The sequence below is a fragment of the Novosphingobium sp. 11B genome, assembly GCF_054589055.1.
In genome coordinates, this window is record NZ_BAAILP010000001.1 from 1 (window position 1) to 14,743 (window position 14,743).

Consider the following 14,743-nt stretch of genomic DNA (forward strand, 5'->3'; position numbering starts at 1 on the left):
TCCCAGCGCAGGCTGGGACCGCTGGCGGCTGTGCGCCCAACCTTCGTCAAAGCGCCCTCACGCTACGCAGGTTTTTTGCGGTTAGCGGTCCCAGCCTGCGCTGGGATGACGAGAATGGCCCTCAAGGCGTGACCGCGATCTCCACGATCACATCACCCGGTTCCAGCGCCTTCGCGCCGGGCTCCCAGAAGCCGATGCACTGCTCACCGCGATAGATGCGCACGCCCTTGCCGGTGGCCAGTTGATCCAGAGACTTGCCCACTTCCTCCGGGTGCACGGGCCGTTCGACCAGCTGCACCCGCCCATCCACCGAGGCGAGGTCGGACATGTACTCGGCGATGTGCTGCCCTTCCGCCGAGCCTGCCAGCAGCAGGCCGGTGAAGCGGACCGGGTTGATGACGTTGTCCGCACCCGCCTGCCGCGCCAGCAGTTCGTTGTCGTCGGCGCGGACCACCACGGTGATCGGCACGCCGGGCGCGAGGTGGCGCGCGGTCAGCACGATCAGGATCGAGGTGTCATCGCGCCCCGCCGAGACGAGGATCGTGCGCGCAGCGTCGATCCTCACGGCGGCCAGCGTCTCGTCGCGGGTGGCATCGCCTTCGAGCACGTTGCAGCCCTGCTGCTCGGCATGGCGCAGTCGTCCCGCGGACGGATCGACGACGACGATGCAGGCCGGGTCGGTGCCGCGCGCGATCAGTTCCTGTACCGCCTGCGAGCCGCTGACGCCGAAGCCCAGCACGACGACATGGTCGGACAGGCGTTCCTGAATGCGCTTCATGCGCCAGCTCTCCCAGCTATGCTTGATGAAGTAATTGTAGGCGGTGCCCACGAAGATGAAGATCACCGCGAAGCGGATCGGCGTGACGATCACCGCCTCGATCAGCCGCGACTTGTCGCTGACCGGCGCAATGTCGCCGAAACCGGTCGTGGTGATCGAGATCATGGTGAAATAGAACACGTCGAGGAAGCTGACGGTCCCGTCGTGCGTGTCCTTGAGGCCGTCGCGGTCGATCCAGTGGAGCAGCACCACAAGCATCACCAGCGCGAAGGCGCCGCCCAGCCTGAGGCCAAGGTCCGCCCATACCGGCAGGTCGACCGCGCGCTTGAGCGGCTTCGCCAGCTTGGGAGGCAGTTTCGGCTTCTTCATGCCGGTGATCAGGGGGCCTTGGGCAACTGGCCCAGCGGATCGACGGGCTGGCCGTCCTGGCGCACTTCGAAGTGCAGTTCGCTGCCCTTGGCGCGCCCGGTGTCACCGACCAGGCCCACGCGTTCCCCGGCGGCGACTTTCGCGCCTTCCTTTACCGTGACGCGGCTGAGGAAGCCGTAGGCGGTGAACCAGCCGTCGCCGTGGTCGAGCACGACGAGGTTGCCGAACTGGTTCTTCTCTGCCCCCGCGAACTTGACGGTTCCGGCAGCGGCCGCACGGACCATCGTGCCCTTGGCGGCAGGAATATCGATGCCGTCGTGGTAGTCGGAACCCGTCGTGTACCCGCGCCGCACTGTGCCTGCCAGCGGCCACGCGAACCGCGCGGAGCGAGGTGCCGGGGCCGCAACCACCGGCTTGGGTGCGGGCACGATGGTCTTCGCGGCACCCTTGGGTGGTTCGATCAGCGTCGGGATCAGCAGGTTCTGGCCCGGCTTCACCGGCGCGGCCGGATCGAGGTTGTTGGCGAGCGCGATCTGCTCCCACGGAACGGCGGTGTCCATCGAGATGGAGAAGGCGGTTTCCCCCGCCTTGACCAGATGGCGGCCGGTGCGCGGAATCCGCAGCTTCTGGCCGACGCGCACGTCATAGGGCGGCTGCAGGCCGTTGGCTTCGGCGATGAGGATGCGGGGCACCTTGGCGCGCGCGGCGATACCGCCGAGCGTTTCGCCGGTGGCGACGAGGTGTTCGGTCTCATACTCGGGCGCACCTGCGGCGGCCGGGGTGCGAGCCTCGATCACGCGGGCGGCGGTGGCGACCTTCTTCGCGGCAGGCGCTGCGGTGTCGGCAGCGCGGGCTACTTGCGCGGCTTTGCCGTCACGCGGGATTGCCAGCTTCTGGCCGACGCGGACCACGTAAGGTTCCTTGAGCGCGTTGGCCTTGACGATGGCGCTGGTCGAAACGCCCGCGCGGTTGGCGATGCCGTTCAGGGTTTCGCCGGACGCGACGACGTGGACCGTCTCTTCCTCTTTAGGAGCGGCGGCATAAGCGGGCGTGCTCGCAAGGGCGGCAGCGAGGAAGAGGGCGCGCTTCATCAGGCGAAACGCTCCGCCAGCGCCTGCATCGAGGCGTCGTGCGTAAGGTCGAGGTGCAGCGGTGTCACCGCAATGTAGCCCTCCGAGATCGCCTCGAGGTCGGTGTTGTGGCCCAGCGTGTGCTCGATCCCGTGGAGGCCGAACCAGTAATACGGGAAACCGCGCGGATCGCGGCCCTCGACGACCGATCCGCGCGCGTAGTCGTGGAAGCCCTGACGCACGACGCGGATGCCCTTGATCGCATCGGCGGGCAGCGCCGGGAAGTTGACGTTGACCAGCGTGCGCGGCGCGAAAGGCTGGTCGAGCAGCGGTCGCAGCACTTTGGCGCCCCATGCTTCGGCGGCGGCGAAGTCCACGCCGTCGCCCATGTCCTCGCGCGAGGGGACCTGGCTGAGCGCGATCGAACGGATACCCGCCAGCGCGCCTTCCAGCGCGGCCGAGACGGTGCCCGAATACGTCACGTCATCGCCGAGATTGGCGCCGCGATTGACGCCCGAGAGGATCAGGTCGGGCGGTCCGGGCAGGGCCTTGCGCAGGCCCATCGTCACCGAATCGGTCGGCGTGCCGGTCACCGAGAAGCGCTTTTCCGCGTGCTGGCGCATACGCACCGGGCGGGTCAGCGTCAGCGAGTGCCCCGCGCCGGACTGTTCCTCGCTCGGCGCGCAGATCCAGATGTCGTCGGAAAGCTGCGCGGCGATCTTCTCCAGCACATAGAGGCCGGGGGCGTTGATGCCGTCGTCATTGGTGAGGAGAATGCGCATATTCATGCCTTTAACCATAGTTGCGCAAGGGAGGCTACGCGAACCCGTTGCGGCACCGTATTTTCTTTCGTCATCGCGAGGGCCGCAGGTCCGTGGCGATCCAGGGCGGAATCGAGCTGCCCTGGATTGCTTCGCTATGCTCGCAATGACGAGGAAGGGTGGGACGAGGAAGGGTGGGACGAGGAAGGGTGGTCGCTTAGACCAGCGCTTCCAGCTTCTCGATCCCGCCCATCCACGGCTTGAGCACCTCGGGCACCAGAACCGAGCCGTCTTCCTGCTGATAGTTCTCCAGCACCGCGACGAGCGTGCGGCCGACCGCGAGGCCCGAACCGTTGAGCGTGTGCACGAACTCGGTCTTCTTCGAGCCTTCCGGCTTGTAGCGCGCGTTCATGCGGCGGGCCTGATAGTCGCCGCAGTTCGAGATCGAGCTAATCTCGCGGTAAGTGGCCTGACCCGGCAGCCAGACTTCGAGGTCGAAGGTCTTGCGCGCGGTGGCTCCCATGTCGCCGGCGCAGAGCAGCACCTTGCGGTAGGGCAGGCCGAGTGCTTCGAGAATGCCCTCGGCGGCCTTGACCATGCGCTCGTGCTCCGCCTCGCTCTCTTCCGGCTTGGCGATGGTGACGAGTTCGACCTTCTCGAACTGGTGCTGGCGGATGAACCCGCGCGTGTCACGCCCGGCCGCGCCCGCTTCCGAGCGGAAGCAGGGGGTGAGGGCGGTCATGCGCAGGGGCAGTGTCTCGGGGTTCAGGATGTCGCCCGAAACCGCGTTGGTCAGCGAGACTTCGGCCGTCGGGATCAGCCAGCGGCCGTCGGTGGTCCTGAACAGATCCTCGGAGAACTTGGGCAACTGGCCGGTGCCGTAGACGGCCTCGTCCTTGACCAGCAGCGGCACGGCGCATTCCATGTAGCCGTTGGTCGCCGTCTGCGTGTCGAGCATGAACTGCGCGAGCGCGCGGTGCAGGCGCGCCATCTGGCCCTTGAGGAAGGTGAAGCGCGCGCCCGACAGCTTCGCGCCCGTCTCGAAATCGAGGCCGAGTGCGGGGCCGAGGTCGGCATGTTCCCTGGGCGTGAAGGCGAATTCGCGCGGCGTGCCCCAGCGCGAGACTTCGACGTTCTGCGATTCGTCCTCGCCGTCCGGCACTTCGGCGACGGGAATGTTGGGCAGGCCCGCCAGCGCGTCCTGAAGCTGCGCGGAAAGTGCCTTCTCCTCGGCTTCGAGCGCGGGGAGGGTATCCTTGAGCGTCGCGACTTCGGCCTTGAGTGCCTCGGCCGTGGCGGTGTCGCCCGAACCCATGGCCTTGCCGATCGCCTTGGAGGCTTCGTTGCGGCGGTTCTGCCCTTCCTGCATGCGCGTCGCGACGGCGCGGCGCTGCTCGTCGAGGGCGACGAGGCTGGCGGCAACGGGCGCTACGCCCCGGCGGGCGAGGCCGGCGTCGAAGGCTTCGGGATTTTCGCGGATCTGGCGGATGTCGTGCATAGTGCCGCTGCCTATGCCGCGCGGGCGTTGCGCCCGCAAGACGCCGCGCCGGTTTATGACGCCGATCGGCCGTTGAAACGTGCTTATGGCCCGACATTGCAATCGGCAACAACGCGGCAAGGGGATCGTTGCACCGGTGACAGCCGCCGCAGGGCTGTCGGACCCGGAGTGCGTGAATTGCTCGAAGAAGACCCGAACGATCCGATGAACGAACGCCACGCCTCGCCCGGCACGCGCAAGGGCGTGCGAAAGATCGTCTGGATGGCGGCGGGGCTTGCCGTGATGTTCGTGATCGCGGCGGGAATCGTCGCCACCTCGATCGGTGTCCTGCAGCGTCCCGGTGCCGATCCGGGCGCCGTGCAGAAGGCACCGGCCGACTAGGACGCAGTTGGATGCAAGATCAGTTTCAGGAAGATCGCCGGAGGCGAAGTCACCATCCTTGGAGAAGGATGGTGGGCGCGACAGGGATTGAACCTGTGACCCCACCCGTGTGAAGGGTGTGCTCTACCGCTGAGCTACGCGCCCGCTCCGTTAGCGGAAGCGCGCCTTTAGACAGGCCGGATCGAATTGACAAGCGGGGAATGCAAGATAAATCGCTGCAGTATGACTGAAGAGACCCAGACGCCCGAATCCGCACCCGTGACCTCCGGTTCCGACGTGCCGCCCGATCACCTCGCGATCAATCCGCGCAGCCCCTTCTTCGATCAGGACAAGCTGCAGCGCGGCGTCGGCATCCGCTTCAAGGGCACCGTGCGTACCAATGTCGAGGAATATTCCATTTCCGAAGGCTGGGTACGCGTGCAGGCGGGCAAGACGCTCGACCGCAAGGGCAATCCGCTTACCGTCAAGCTGATGGGGCCGGTCGAGGCATGGTACGAAGACCTCGGAGAGAACCCGCCGGTCGCGAAGAAAGACTGAACTCCCGGAACGAAAAGCGCGCCGTCGCATGGGCGAGGGCGCGCTCTTCGGGGGATGAGAAGGTTAGAATTTTCCGGCGATAATGTCGCCGATAGGGTCGCTGCGGCGGCCCTTTTTCTTTGCCGGACTGCCATCACGGGCAAAGGCAAGGCGAACTTCGCCGCGATCGGGCTCTGCATCCCTGAACTTCGTGCCGGGCTTGGCGTTGTAGATGAAGCCCGAGACCGGCCAGTGCGTGTTGCCCAGATTGCGCGAGGGGCCGTACCAGATGCGCACTTCGCTCCAGTCGTTGTTCGGCGAGACGTCGAGCGCGGTGACGTTGCGCTCGATCTCGCCCGGCACCGACCAGTTGGCGTGGCTGAGCAGCACTGTGCGCGCATCGACGATGCGGCTGACGGTGGCGACGTGGCCGAGCTTCGAATTGTTGAACGGCTTGATCGCCATCACCGCGCCCACGCGCGGCGATCCGCCGGTGGCGTAGCGGCCCTTGGCCTGACCCCACCAGGTCCACGCATCGCCATAGAGCTGGATGCCCGAAGTGGTGCGCGCATAAGGCACGCATTCGAGGTGGCCGGGGGTATTGGGCACGCTCACGGCCGAGCCCGCGCCGCCGTCGCGCGCGCCGTCCGCGTCGATGACGGTCGCGGCCATGGCGGTTGCGGGAAGCACGCTCGCCAGAGCCAGCGCTGCAACGGTGATGTGTCGAAAAGCCCTCATGAACGCCGTTTTGCCCTCGGAACATTGCCATGCGTCTTCCGGGGTTGGTTAACGACGAGCGGCCGAAAGGTTCCGGTCGAGTTGCTCAAATCGGCTCGAACATTGAGCATCAATCGATTGCATCGACGTTAACGCGGATTTTCGCCCTTTTCCTGATGCCTTTGTAAATGCAGGTAATCGGCGGGCTTTTCGCGAAGTGGTCGGGGCTGACGCCGACGCGTCCTGCTCTTGGCAGGGCAGCGCGAATCACCGCAAAGCTTGCTAAATTCGCCGGAAATCCCCAAGCGGTGGGAATCATGCTTCCCCAAGTTATCATCATAGGCCGACCCAACGTCGGCAAGTCCACGCTGTTCAACCGACTCGTCGGCAAGAAGCTGGCGCTGGTCGACGACCAGCCTGGCGTCACGCGCGACCGTCGTTTCGGCGATGCCGAGCTTATCGGCCTGAAATTCCAGATCGTCGACACCGCCGGCTGGGAGGACGACGAGGCCGAGACGCTGCCGGGCCGTATGCGCAAGCAGACCGAGGCCGCGCTGGCGACCGCGGATGTCGCGCTGTTCGTGGTCGATGCGCGTGCGGGGCTCACCCCGCTCGACGAGGAGATCGGCAACTGGCTGCGCGCCTCGCCGGTGCCGGTGATCCTGCTTGCCAACAAGGCCGAGGGCCGCGCGGGCGAGGGCGGGCTGCTGGAGGCCTATTCGCTGGGCCTCGGCGATCCGATCGGTGTCTCCGCCGAACACGGCGAAGGCATGGCGGACCTGTTCGAGGCGCTGTTGCCGCACCTCGATCCGCTGCAGCCGCCCGAAGACGAATTCCCCGAGGAAGAGGACGAGGAAGCGCGCCTGCTCGCGCCGCTCAAGCTGGCGATCGTCGGCCGTCCGAACGCTGGCAAGTCCACGCTCATCAACAAGCTGCTGGGCGAAGACCGCCTGCTCACCGGGCCGGAGGCGGGGATCACCCGCGATTCGATCACCATCCACTGGAACTGGACGGACCCCAAGACGCAGGACACGCGTGAGGTTCACCTGATCGACACGGCCGGCATGCGCAAGCGCGCCAACGTGGTCGAGAAGCTGGAGCGCATGGCCGTGGCCGACGCGCGCCATGCGATCGATTTCGCCGAAGTCGTCGTGTTGCTCCTCGACGCCACGCGCGGGCTGGAGCACCAGGACCTGACGATCGCGTCGAAGGTGCTGGAGGAGGGCCGCGCGCTGATGATCGCGATCAACAAGTGGGACGTGGCCGAGGATGCCTCGGGCCTGTTCAACGGCATTCGCGCCGCGCTGGATGATGGACTGGCGCAGGTTCGCGGTCTGCCGCTGCTGGCGGTCTCCGCGCGCACCGGCAAGGGGCTGGACGAGATGATCGCCGCAGCCTTCTCCATCCGCGAGGCGTGGAGCAAGCGCGTGCCGACTTCGGCGCTCAACCGCTGGTTCGACGATGCGCTGGGCGCCAACCCGCCGCCGGCGCCGGGCGGCAAGCGCATCAAGCTGCGCTACATCACGCAGGCGAAGACCCGCCCGCCGGGCTTCGTGGTCTTCGGCACGCGCCTCGATCTGCTGCCGGAGAGCTACAAGCGCTATCTCATCAACGGGATGCGGCGCGAACTGGGCTTCGAATCGGTGCCGATCCGCCTGAACCTGCGCAGCGCCAAGAACCCGTTCAAGAAGGACTGAGGGCAAGGCCGGGGTATGAACTCCGGCCTTGTCGTTTCCGTCGTCCCGGACGACGGGGCGTCATGAAGGATGCGCCACCGCTTCCTCTACCGCCTTGGCCGCACCCGCTTCGGTCTGCACCGGGATCGGCGAGCCTTCCGCCACAGCGGCTTTGGCTTCGCGCCGGTCGCGATGCTGGTTCCATACCGCGATGAACAGGGCGGCGATCACCGGGCCGATGATGAAGCCGTTGAGGCCGAACAGTTCCAGCCCCGAAAGCGTCGCGATCAGCACCACGAAGTCGGGCAGGCGGGTGTCGCGGCCGACGAGGATCGGGCGCAGCACGTTATCGACCATGCCGATGATGAACACGCCGCAGAACACCACGATTCCGCCGTGCACAGTGTTGCCGGAGGCGAACAGGTAGATCGCGGCGGGCACCCAGATGATGCCGGTCCCGACGGCAGGCAGCAGCGAAAAGAACCCCATCAGCACGCCCCAGATCACCGCGCCCTCGATGCCCAGCACCGAGAACAGCAGCCCGCCGAGCAGCCCTTGCACCACCGCGACGACCACGGTGCCGCGCATCGTCGCGCGCACCACGAGCAGGAAGTTCTGGATCAGCGAATCGCGCGTGTCGGCGTGGAGCGGCATGCTGGTGCGCACCATCTCGCCGTAGCGGTCGCCGTCACGCAGCAGGAAGTAGCTGAGATAGAGCATCACGCCCAGCGCCGCCACGAAGCTCAGCGCACCCTGACCGACCGAGAGCACCCGGCCTGCGACGGTCTGCAAACCGCTGGTGATGCTGGAGCCGAACTGGCGGCGGATCGTCTCGAAATCGTTGAGGCCGAATTCGGCGACCATGCTGCGCACGCGGTGCGGCAGAGCGCCCTGGACCTGCTGGACGATGCGGCCGAAGTCGATCTGGCCGGTGGTGATCTTCTGGTAGAGGACCGTCGCCTCGTTGACGATGCTGATGCCAAGCAGGATCGTCGGCACCACGAACAGTGCGATCAGGCCGAACAGAACGATCGAGGCGGCAAGGTTCTTGCGTCCGTCCAGCCGTTCGGCGAGCTTCGCGGTCATCGGCTGGAACATGATCGCGGCGACCACGCCCCACAGGACAGCGCCGAAATACGGGGCGAGCAGATAGGCCCCGGCCAAGGAAATAAGCACCACGAGGACGGCGAAGCCGACATCCTCGGTCTGTAACCCACGCTTTTCGTCAGATCCCATTACCACCCCTTACAACGCAAAACCGCCGCTGCCATCCGATAAACGACGGCAGCGGCGGCGGTTCCCGTTGGGGTCTGTCGGTAAATCCGCCGCAGGCGTATTTTGCGGCACCGGCCCCAAATGCGAGCATCCGGCCCACCCGACCTCCCACGAGCGTACCATAGATGGGAGGTCGGGTGGGGGCGTGGGCCGGTGCCGCATGAGAATGCCCCGCAGGGCATTCTCACAAGCAAATCAGGATTCCGATTCGCCGGCCGGCTTGCTCTGGAGCTGGCAGTAGTTCTGGATGCCCATGCGGGCGATCATGTCGAACTGCTTTTCGAGGAAGTCGACGTGCTCTTCCTCGCTCTCGAGGATGCGGGCGAAGATCTCGCGGCTGACGAAGTCGCGCACGGTCTCGCAGTGGGCGATGGCTTCCTTGAGCATCGGGATCGCGTCGTATTCGAGCGCGAGGTCGGCCTTGAGGATTTCCTCGACCGTTTCGCCGACGCGCAGCTTGCCCAGGTTCTGGAAGTTGGGGAGGCCGTCGAGATAGAGGATGCGATCGGCCAGCACGTCGGCGTGCTTCATTTCGTCGATCGACTCATGGCGCTCGTACTCGGCGAGCTTCTTGATGCCCCAGTTGTCCAGCATGCGATAATGCAGCCAGTACTGGTTGATTGCGGTGAGCTCGTTGAACAGCGCCTTGTTCAGAAACTCGATAACCTTGAGGTCGCCCTTCATCGCGCGGAAACTCCTATTCTGGAGCCGCGGCCTATATCCGGCAATGTCGAGTCGGGCAAGTCAGGTCATGAATTACGCGGCGGCAGCTATTCCCATTCCGGCGGACGAAACTTCGTCGGCGATGATGTCTTCGGCTTCGTCCAGGCACTGGCGGCACTGCGGGGTGCGGCCGAGCGAGCCGTAGATCGCTTCGGCATTGCCACGCACACGGCGGGCTGCGCAGCGAAGTTCGGTCTCTCGGATGGCATTGCAGATGCACACGTACATGAGCGAATCCTTGTGTTCTTCGCTCAATATATGCGAGTGCGAATGGATCGCAATAGCGAAAATGCATCACGCCATACGATTGTTCAGCGGCTTATTGTTCAAAAGGCGGTGCTCCACGAGCGACCGCCAGAGCCATTCGAGCGGCCCGCGCCGGAAATGCCGCAGCCAGACCGGGCTCCACGCCAGCATCAGCGCCCAACCGCCGAGCACGAACAGCCATTGCCGCGCAGGCGGGATCTGACCGTAAAGTCCGAGGCCCCAGCCGTAGAACACGAAAGTCATGACGAGGCTGGTGGCGATGTAGTTGCTGAACGCCATTCGCCCGGCGGCGATCAGGCGGCGGCCGAGCCACGTCGGCGCGATTCGGGGCGCGGCGAGCACCAGCAGCCCGGCATAGCCGACGCCGCCCAGTACGTGTGGCATGGCGAGCCCCCATACGAGCGCGGCCTGCATGGCGACGGCCGGGAAATGGCGCGGCCAGGCCCAGCCGAGGAACATTAGGGTCAGGGCCATCCCCGCGAACGTGCAGGCGAGCGAGACTTCGATCAGGCGCTTGCGGCGCAATGTTCCATCGAACAAGCCGGCCCGATAGAGCGCCATGCCGATCAGCATCAGCGGCAGCGTTTCGGAGAACGAGCCCGATATCATCTGGATCTGCCAGAAGGGGCGTTCGATCAACTTGACCCGCAGGAGGTCGAGCCAGCCAAGCCGGGCCTCGTGCACTTCCTGCGCTGCCCAGTCGTACATCGGCTGCAGTCGGGCCGCGAGCAGGCGCAGTTGCTCCGTCGTGGCGACGTGGTCGCGCACGGCGTGTTCGGCGTCGATGGCGGTGGCGGCGTCGAACATCCCCCAGATGTGCCAGGCGTAGTAGAGAGCAAGGGCGATCCACAGCAGCATCCGGTCGCTGAGCGGGCGCATCAGCAGCGCCGCGATGCCGCAGGCGGCGTAGAGGAACAGGATGTCGCCCCACCACAGCAGCAGGTAATGCGCGATCCCCAGCAGCAGCAGCCAGCCGAGCCGTCGCAGCTGGATCTGGTCGCCGTCGCGCCCAGCCGCCTCCGCGCGTTCGTGGAACAGCACCAGCCCGGCGCCGAACAGCAGCGTGAACAGCGCCCGCATCTTGCCCTCGAAGAACAGGAAGCTGAACGCCCATGCGGCCTCGTCCAGCGGGCTGACGGGATGGAGGAGCGCCGGCGTCGTCGTGCCGATCATCGGCCCGGCGAACCCGGCGATGTTGATCGCCAGGATGCCGAGCACGGCGACGCCGCGGATCAGGTCAAGCGTTTCCAGCCGCGCCGGGGCAGCGGCGGGCGCATCCTCTTCGGCGAGGTCGGAGAGGGTCAGTCCCTGCTCGCCAGACACCCGAAGCCACCGGCGGTCAGGCGGGCACAGGCAGCGTCGGCCTCGGCCTTCGAGGCGAAGCCGGTGGCCTGCAGCTTCGTCAGCCGTCCTGCGGGCACCAGCGCGCGCGGATGACCGGCAAGTTCGGGGCGGCCCTTGATCTTGCCCCACAGCGCCTCGGCATTGCCGGGCACGCCGAAAGCGCCGAGCTGGACGCGCCACGGGCCGGAGGCTGCGGGTTTTGGTGCTGGGGGCTTCGGGGCAGGTGCCGGTTGCGGCCCAAGTGGCTTGACCGGCGCGGGCTTGATTGGCGCAGGAGCGGCGCTGCGGGGCAGGGTGTCGCTCGTTCCGGCGGCGCGGGCGGCTTCGGTGACGGCGCGCTTCGCCTCGGTCACCTCTGGCGCGCGGACCGGCTCGGCCATGGCGAGGCGGGTGCCGAGTTCGGCCGAGGCGCTCTGGCGTTGGAGGTTCGCCTGCGTTTCGGCCGCGATCTTCTGGGCGAGGACGACGCTCTTCTGACGGTCCGCCAGCGGGATGTTGCGGTCCATCTGCTCCAGCGCGCTTTTCGCCTGCGGGAGCCCGGCCGCCTGCGCGAGGCTGGCCAAGGCATAGGCGCGCACCCAGTCCTTGGGCACGAGGTCGCCGTTGAAGTGCGCGACGCCGAGAATGTATTGCGCGCGCGGATCGCCGCGAGCGGCGGAGTTCTGGATATAGGGCAGGGCGCGCTGGCGCTCGCCGCGCTGGAACAGCAGCAGGCCGTAGGCGTCGGCGGCCTGCACATGGCCCTTGGCAGCGGCCTTGCCGTAAAGATCCTCGGCGCGGGCCAGGTCGAGCGGCTCGCCGCGTCCCAGCTTGTAGGCCTGCGCCAGGTTGAACTGCGCGTCGGGGTCGCCCTGGTTGGCGAGCGGCTGCCAGATGCGCACGGCGTCGTCGTAATTGCCGCTGGACCACGCATCGACGCCGTCTTTTACACTGGTTCCGGCCATGTCGGCGGCGAGTCCCGCGCTCCATGCGGGCACGGCGAGCGCCACCATGGCGGCGGTGAGTATCGGGAGAATCTTGCTCACGTCGTCGGTGTTCCGCTACTGCCCCGTAGAAGGTCCAGGATCCCCATGAACCACGGATTGTGGTAAGCTAAAAGCGTTAACGTGGGGTGCACTCTGAATCGTCACACTTGCGCCGGTGAACGCCCGGTTTCGCCCCTCTAAGCAATTAACCGTAAATTAGGAACGATCTGGCACTCCCATCGGCAGGGCACTGCGCCCGCCGTATAGGGGAATCGGTTTTGCGCGTTTTGGCTTTGGCATCGCAGAAGGGCGGATCGGGCAAGACGACGCTGTCCGGCCATCTTGCCGTGCAGGCGCAGCGCGCCGGAGCCGGGCCGGTCGTGCTGATCGACATCGACCCGCAAGGCTCGCTTTCCGACTGGTGGAACGAGCGCGAGGCGGAGATGCCGGCCTTCGCGCAGACTACCGTGGCGCGCCTTGCCGCAGATCTTCAGGTGCTGCGCCAGCAGGGTTTCAAGCTGGCGGTGATCGACACCCCGCCCGCAATTACCCTCGCGATCCAGAGCGTCATCGCCGTCGCCGAACTCATCGTCATCCCGACCCGCCCCAGCCCGCATGACTTGCGCGCGGTGGGCGCCACCGTCGACTTGTGCGAGCGGTCGGGCAAACCGCTGGTCTTCGTCGTCAACGGCGCCACGCCCAAGGCGCGCATCACCGCCGAGGCCGCCGTCGCGCTCTCGCAGCATGGCACCGTGGCCCCGGTCACCGTGCACCAGCGCACCGATTTCGCGGCCTCGATGATCGACGGCCGCACCGTCATGGAGATCGACCCGAACGGTCGCTCCGCCGCCGAGATGGCCGCCTTGTGGGCCTATCTCGCCGACCGTCTCGAAAAGAATTTCCGCCGCACGATTTTCGCCGCACCCGCTGTCGGACAGCCGGTGCAGGGAGGCGTGCTGCGTCCGGTGGGCGGTTTCGGCCGCCGTGTTCCGGCCTGATTTGGGGTAGATGCCATGAAGAACCGCCACAGCAACAGCGCCCGTAACGCAGGCTTCACCTTGTGCTCGGCCATGGTCGCGGCGCTGCTCGCGGGCTGCGCGGGTGGGCCGCACGGTGTCGCCAGCGCGGGTGACACGCGCGTGGCCGAGGGGCAGGTCGCCGGAGTGGACGAGGGGGCCCTTTCCAAGGTCGAGGCGCGCGTCGCCAAGTCGCCGCGCGACATGGGCGCCCGCTCGGCACTGGCGCAGGGCTATCTTGCCGCGGGTCGCTTCAATTCGGCCGCCACGACCTTCGAGGACGCGCTGGCGTTGGGCGACCGCAGCCCGCGCACGGGGCTCAGCCTCGCGCTGGCCTACATCGGTTCGGGCCGCAAGGCCGAGGCGCTCGACGTACTGCAGCGCTTTGCCAACAAGCTCCCGGCGAGCGACTACGGCCTCGCCGTGGCGCTGGCGGGCCAGCCTGCGCAGGGCGTCGAGGTGCTTTCGCAGGCCGTGCGCGGCGGCGAAAACAACGCCAAGACGCGTCAGAACCTTGCCTATGCTTATGCCCTCGACGGCCGCTGGGCCGAGGCACGGGTGATCGCGTCGCAGGACGTCTCGGGCGATGAACTCGAAGCGCGCCTGCAAGACTGGGGCGCGAAGGCGAGCCCCGAACAGGGCCGCGCACGCGTCGCCGGCCTGCTGGGCACGCCGCTGCGCCTCGATCCGGGCCAGCCCACCGCGCTGGCACTGAACGGTATCGATCATACCCCGCGCGTGATGATGGCTGCGGCCGAGCCGGTTGAGCCTGTCGCCGAACTTCCCGCAACCGAAGAGGCCGCGCCTGCTCCGGTCTTTGCCGAAGCACCTGCGCCGGTCGCTCCGGCGTTCGCGGACGAGGCGCCGCGCCGCTCGATCGAGCGCGCTTTCGACGGCAGCCTCGCGCGCATGCAGAAGCCGCAGGTGAAGAAGGCGGCGGCGAAGGCCGCTCCGGTTAAACAGGCCGTGACTGGCCAGTCGGGCAGCCATCTGGTGCAGCTCGGCTCGTTCAGCACGATGGACGGCGCCAAGCGGGCCTGGGCGATCTTCCAGAAGCGCGACCCCTCTCTGCGTGGCCATGCGCTGCGGATCACCGAGGCCGACGTCAACGGGCGTCGCTATTACCGCGTCGCCGCCGAAGGTTTCGCGCGCGGCGTGGCGCAGTCGATGTGCTCGACCGTCAAGGGGCGCGGCGGCGAATGCCTCGCCTATGAGGATGGCCGTTCGCTGCCGGGCGCGGTCGCTGCGCGTGGCAGGCCGATGCTGGCGAGCCGCTGATCACATGACGTCGTCCCGGACTTGATCCGGGACCGCTGGCCGTGAACAGCCCACCTCGCGGCGCGCGCAGCAAAGTCGCACCTAAAGACAGCCACCGGTCCCGGATCAA

16 protein-coding genes and 1 tRNA gene are annotated in these 14,743 nt (G+C 66.8%); 5 read left to right on the forward strand and 12 right to left on the reverse strand.

The features are described from left to right. Positions 1 to 121: 121 nt before the first annotated feature. From ACYPYD_RS00005 to serS, 4 genes are all read right to left on the reverse strand, one after another. Positions 122 to 1,147, reverse strand: coding sequence for a potassium channel family protein (locus ACYPYD_RS00005; RefSeq protein WP_459661570.1), 1,026 nt, complete (start codon positions 1,145 to 1,147; stop codon positions 122 to 124). 8 nt (positions 1,148 to 1,155) lie between these two features. Beyond that, positions 1,156 to 2,238, reverse strand: a complete 1,083-nt coding sequence (locus ACYPYD_RS00010; RefSeq protein WP_459661572.1) for a LysM peptidoglycan-binding domain-containing protein — start codon at positions 2,236 to 2,238, stop codon at positions 1,156 to 1,158. Further along, complete coding sequence (gene surE / locus ACYPYD_RS00015) at positions 2,238 to 2,999, reverse strand: 5'/3'-nucleotidase SurE (RefSeq protein ID WP_008833525.1); 762 nt, start codon at positions 2,997 to 2,999, stop codon at positions 2,238 to 2,240. The genes ACYPYD_RS00010 and surE overlap by 1 nt, the downstream gene beginning before the upstream one ends. A 196-nt stretch (positions 3,000 to 3,195) precedes the next feature. Then, positions 3,196 to 4,476 (reverse strand): serine--tRNA ligase, encoded by a 1,281-nt coding sequence (serS, locus tag ACYPYD_RS00020; RefSeq protein WP_036523593.1) that lies wholly within the window; start codon positions 4,474 to 4,476, stop codon positions 3,196 to 3,198. Between the two features lie 177 nt (positions 4,477 to 4,653). Here serS and ACYPYD_RS00025 point away from each other — a divergent pair, with 177 nt between their 5' ends. Then, positions 4,654 to 4,857: a hypothetical protein gene (locus tag ACYPYD_RS00025; RefSeq protein WP_459661574.1), complete on the forward strand. Its 204-nt coding sequence runs from the start codon at positions 4,654 to 4,656 to the stop codon at positions 4,855 to 4,857. Positions 4,858 to 4,926: 69 nt separating this feature from the next. On the opposite strand, the gene ACYPYD_RS00030 is transcribed toward ACYPYD_RS00025, so the two are convergent. After that, a tRNA-Val gene (locus tag ACYPYD_RS00030) sits at positions 4,927 to 5,001 on the reverse strand. 78 nt (positions 5,002 to 5,079) lie between these two features. Between ACYPYD_RS00030 and ACYPYD_RS00035 the strand changes: the two genes are divergently transcribed. Further along, positions 5,080 to 5,394, forward strand: coding sequence for a DUF3297 family protein (locus ACYPYD_RS00035; RefSeq protein ID WP_008833523.1), 315 nt, complete (start codon positions 5,080 to 5,082; stop codon positions 5,392 to 5,394). Between the two features lie 63 nt (positions 5,395 to 5,457). Here ACYPYD_RS00035 and ACYPYD_RS00040 read toward each other — a convergent pair whose 3' ends face one another. Both ACYPYD_RS00040 and ACYPYD_RS00045 read right to left on the reverse strand, forming a co-directional pair. After that, positions 5,458 to 6,111 carry a CHAP domain-containing protein gene (locus ACYPYD_RS00040; RefSeq protein WP_211150339.1) on the reverse strand — a complete coding sequence of 218 codons (654 nt, stop codon included), beginning with the start codon at positions 6,109 to 6,111 and terminating at the stop codon, positions 5,458 to 5,460. A 109-nt stretch (positions 6,112 to 6,220) separates the two neighbouring features. After that, positions 6,221 to 6,409: a hypothetical protein gene (locus tag ACYPYD_RS00045; protein WP_459661576.1), complete on the reverse strand. Its 189-nt coding sequence runs from the start codon at positions 6,407 to 6,409 to the stop codon at positions 6,221 to 6,223. Between ACYPYD_RS00045 and der the strand changes: the two genes are divergently transcribed. Beyond that, positions 6,408 to 7,787 (forward strand): ribosome biogenesis GTPase Der, encoded by a 1,380-nt coding sequence (gene der / locus ACYPYD_RS00050; protein WP_008833521.1) that lies wholly within the window; start codon positions 6,408 to 6,410, stop codon positions 7,785 to 7,787. The genes ACYPYD_RS00045 and der overlap by 2 nt on opposite strands. Before the next feature lie 60 nt (positions 7,788 to 7,847). Here the strand turns inward: der and ACYPYD_RS00055 are convergent, their stop codons facing one another. From ACYPYD_RS00055 to ACYPYD_RS00075, 5 genes are all read right to left on the reverse strand, one after another. After that, positions 7,848 to 9,002 carry an AI-2E family transporter gene (locus ACYPYD_RS00055; RefSeq protein WP_008833520.1) on the reverse strand — a complete coding sequence of 385 codons (1,155 nt, stop codon included), beginning with the start codon at positions 9,000 to 9,002 and terminating at the stop codon, positions 7,848 to 7,850. A gap of 234 nt (positions 9,003 to 9,236) precedes the next feature. Further along, a complete protein-coding gene (bfr, locus tag ACYPYD_RS00060; RefSeq protein WP_008829349.1) occupies positions 9,237 to 9,725 on the reverse strand; it encodes a bacterioferritin in 489 nt (162 codons plus the stop codon). A 72-nt stretch (positions 9,726 to 9,797) separates the two neighbouring features. Continuing rightward, the gene (locus ACYPYD_RS00065; RefSeq protein WP_008829348.1) at positions 9,798 to 9,992 is read right to left on the reverse strand and encodes a (2Fe-2S)-binding protein; all 195 of its coding nucleotides are present in this window, start codon (positions 9,990 to 9,992) and stop codon (positions 9,798 to 9,800) included. 66 nt (positions 9,993 to 10,058) lie between these two features. Continuing rightward, positions 10,059 to 11,354, reverse strand: coding sequence for a DUF418 domain-containing protein (locus tag ACYPYD_RS00070; RefSeq protein WP_459661578.1), 1,296 nt, complete (start codon positions 11,352 to 11,354; stop codon positions 10,059 to 10,061). Continuing rightward, the gene (locus ACYPYD_RS00075) at positions 11,333 to 12,400 is read right to left on the reverse strand and encodes an SPOR domain-containing protein (protein ID WP_211150337.1); all 1,068 of its coding nucleotides are present in this window, start codon (positions 12,398 to 12,400) and stop codon (positions 11,333 to 11,335) included. The genes ACYPYD_RS00070 and ACYPYD_RS00075 overlap by 22 nt, the downstream gene beginning before the upstream one ends. A gap of 218 nt (positions 12,401 to 12,618) precedes the next feature. Here ACYPYD_RS00075 and ACYPYD_RS00080 point away from each other — a divergent pair, with 218 nt between their 5' ends. Together ACYPYD_RS00080 and ACYPYD_RS00085 are read left to right on the forward strand one after the other, a co-directional pair. Continuing rightward, on the forward strand, positions 12,619 to 13,338 hold the full coding sequence (locus ACYPYD_RS00080) for an AAA family ATPase (protein ID WP_459661580.1): 720 nt from the start codon (positions 12,619 to 12,621) through the stop codon (positions 13,336 to 13,338). Positions 13,339 to 13,353: 15 nt separating this feature from the next. Continuing rightward, on the forward strand, positions 13,354 to 14,634 hold the full coding sequence (locus tag ACYPYD_RS00085) for an SPOR domain-containing protein (protein WP_459661582.1): 1,281 nt from the start codon (positions 13,354 to 13,356) through the stop codon (positions 14,632 to 14,634). Positions 14,635 to 14,743: the final 109 nt, after the last annotated feature.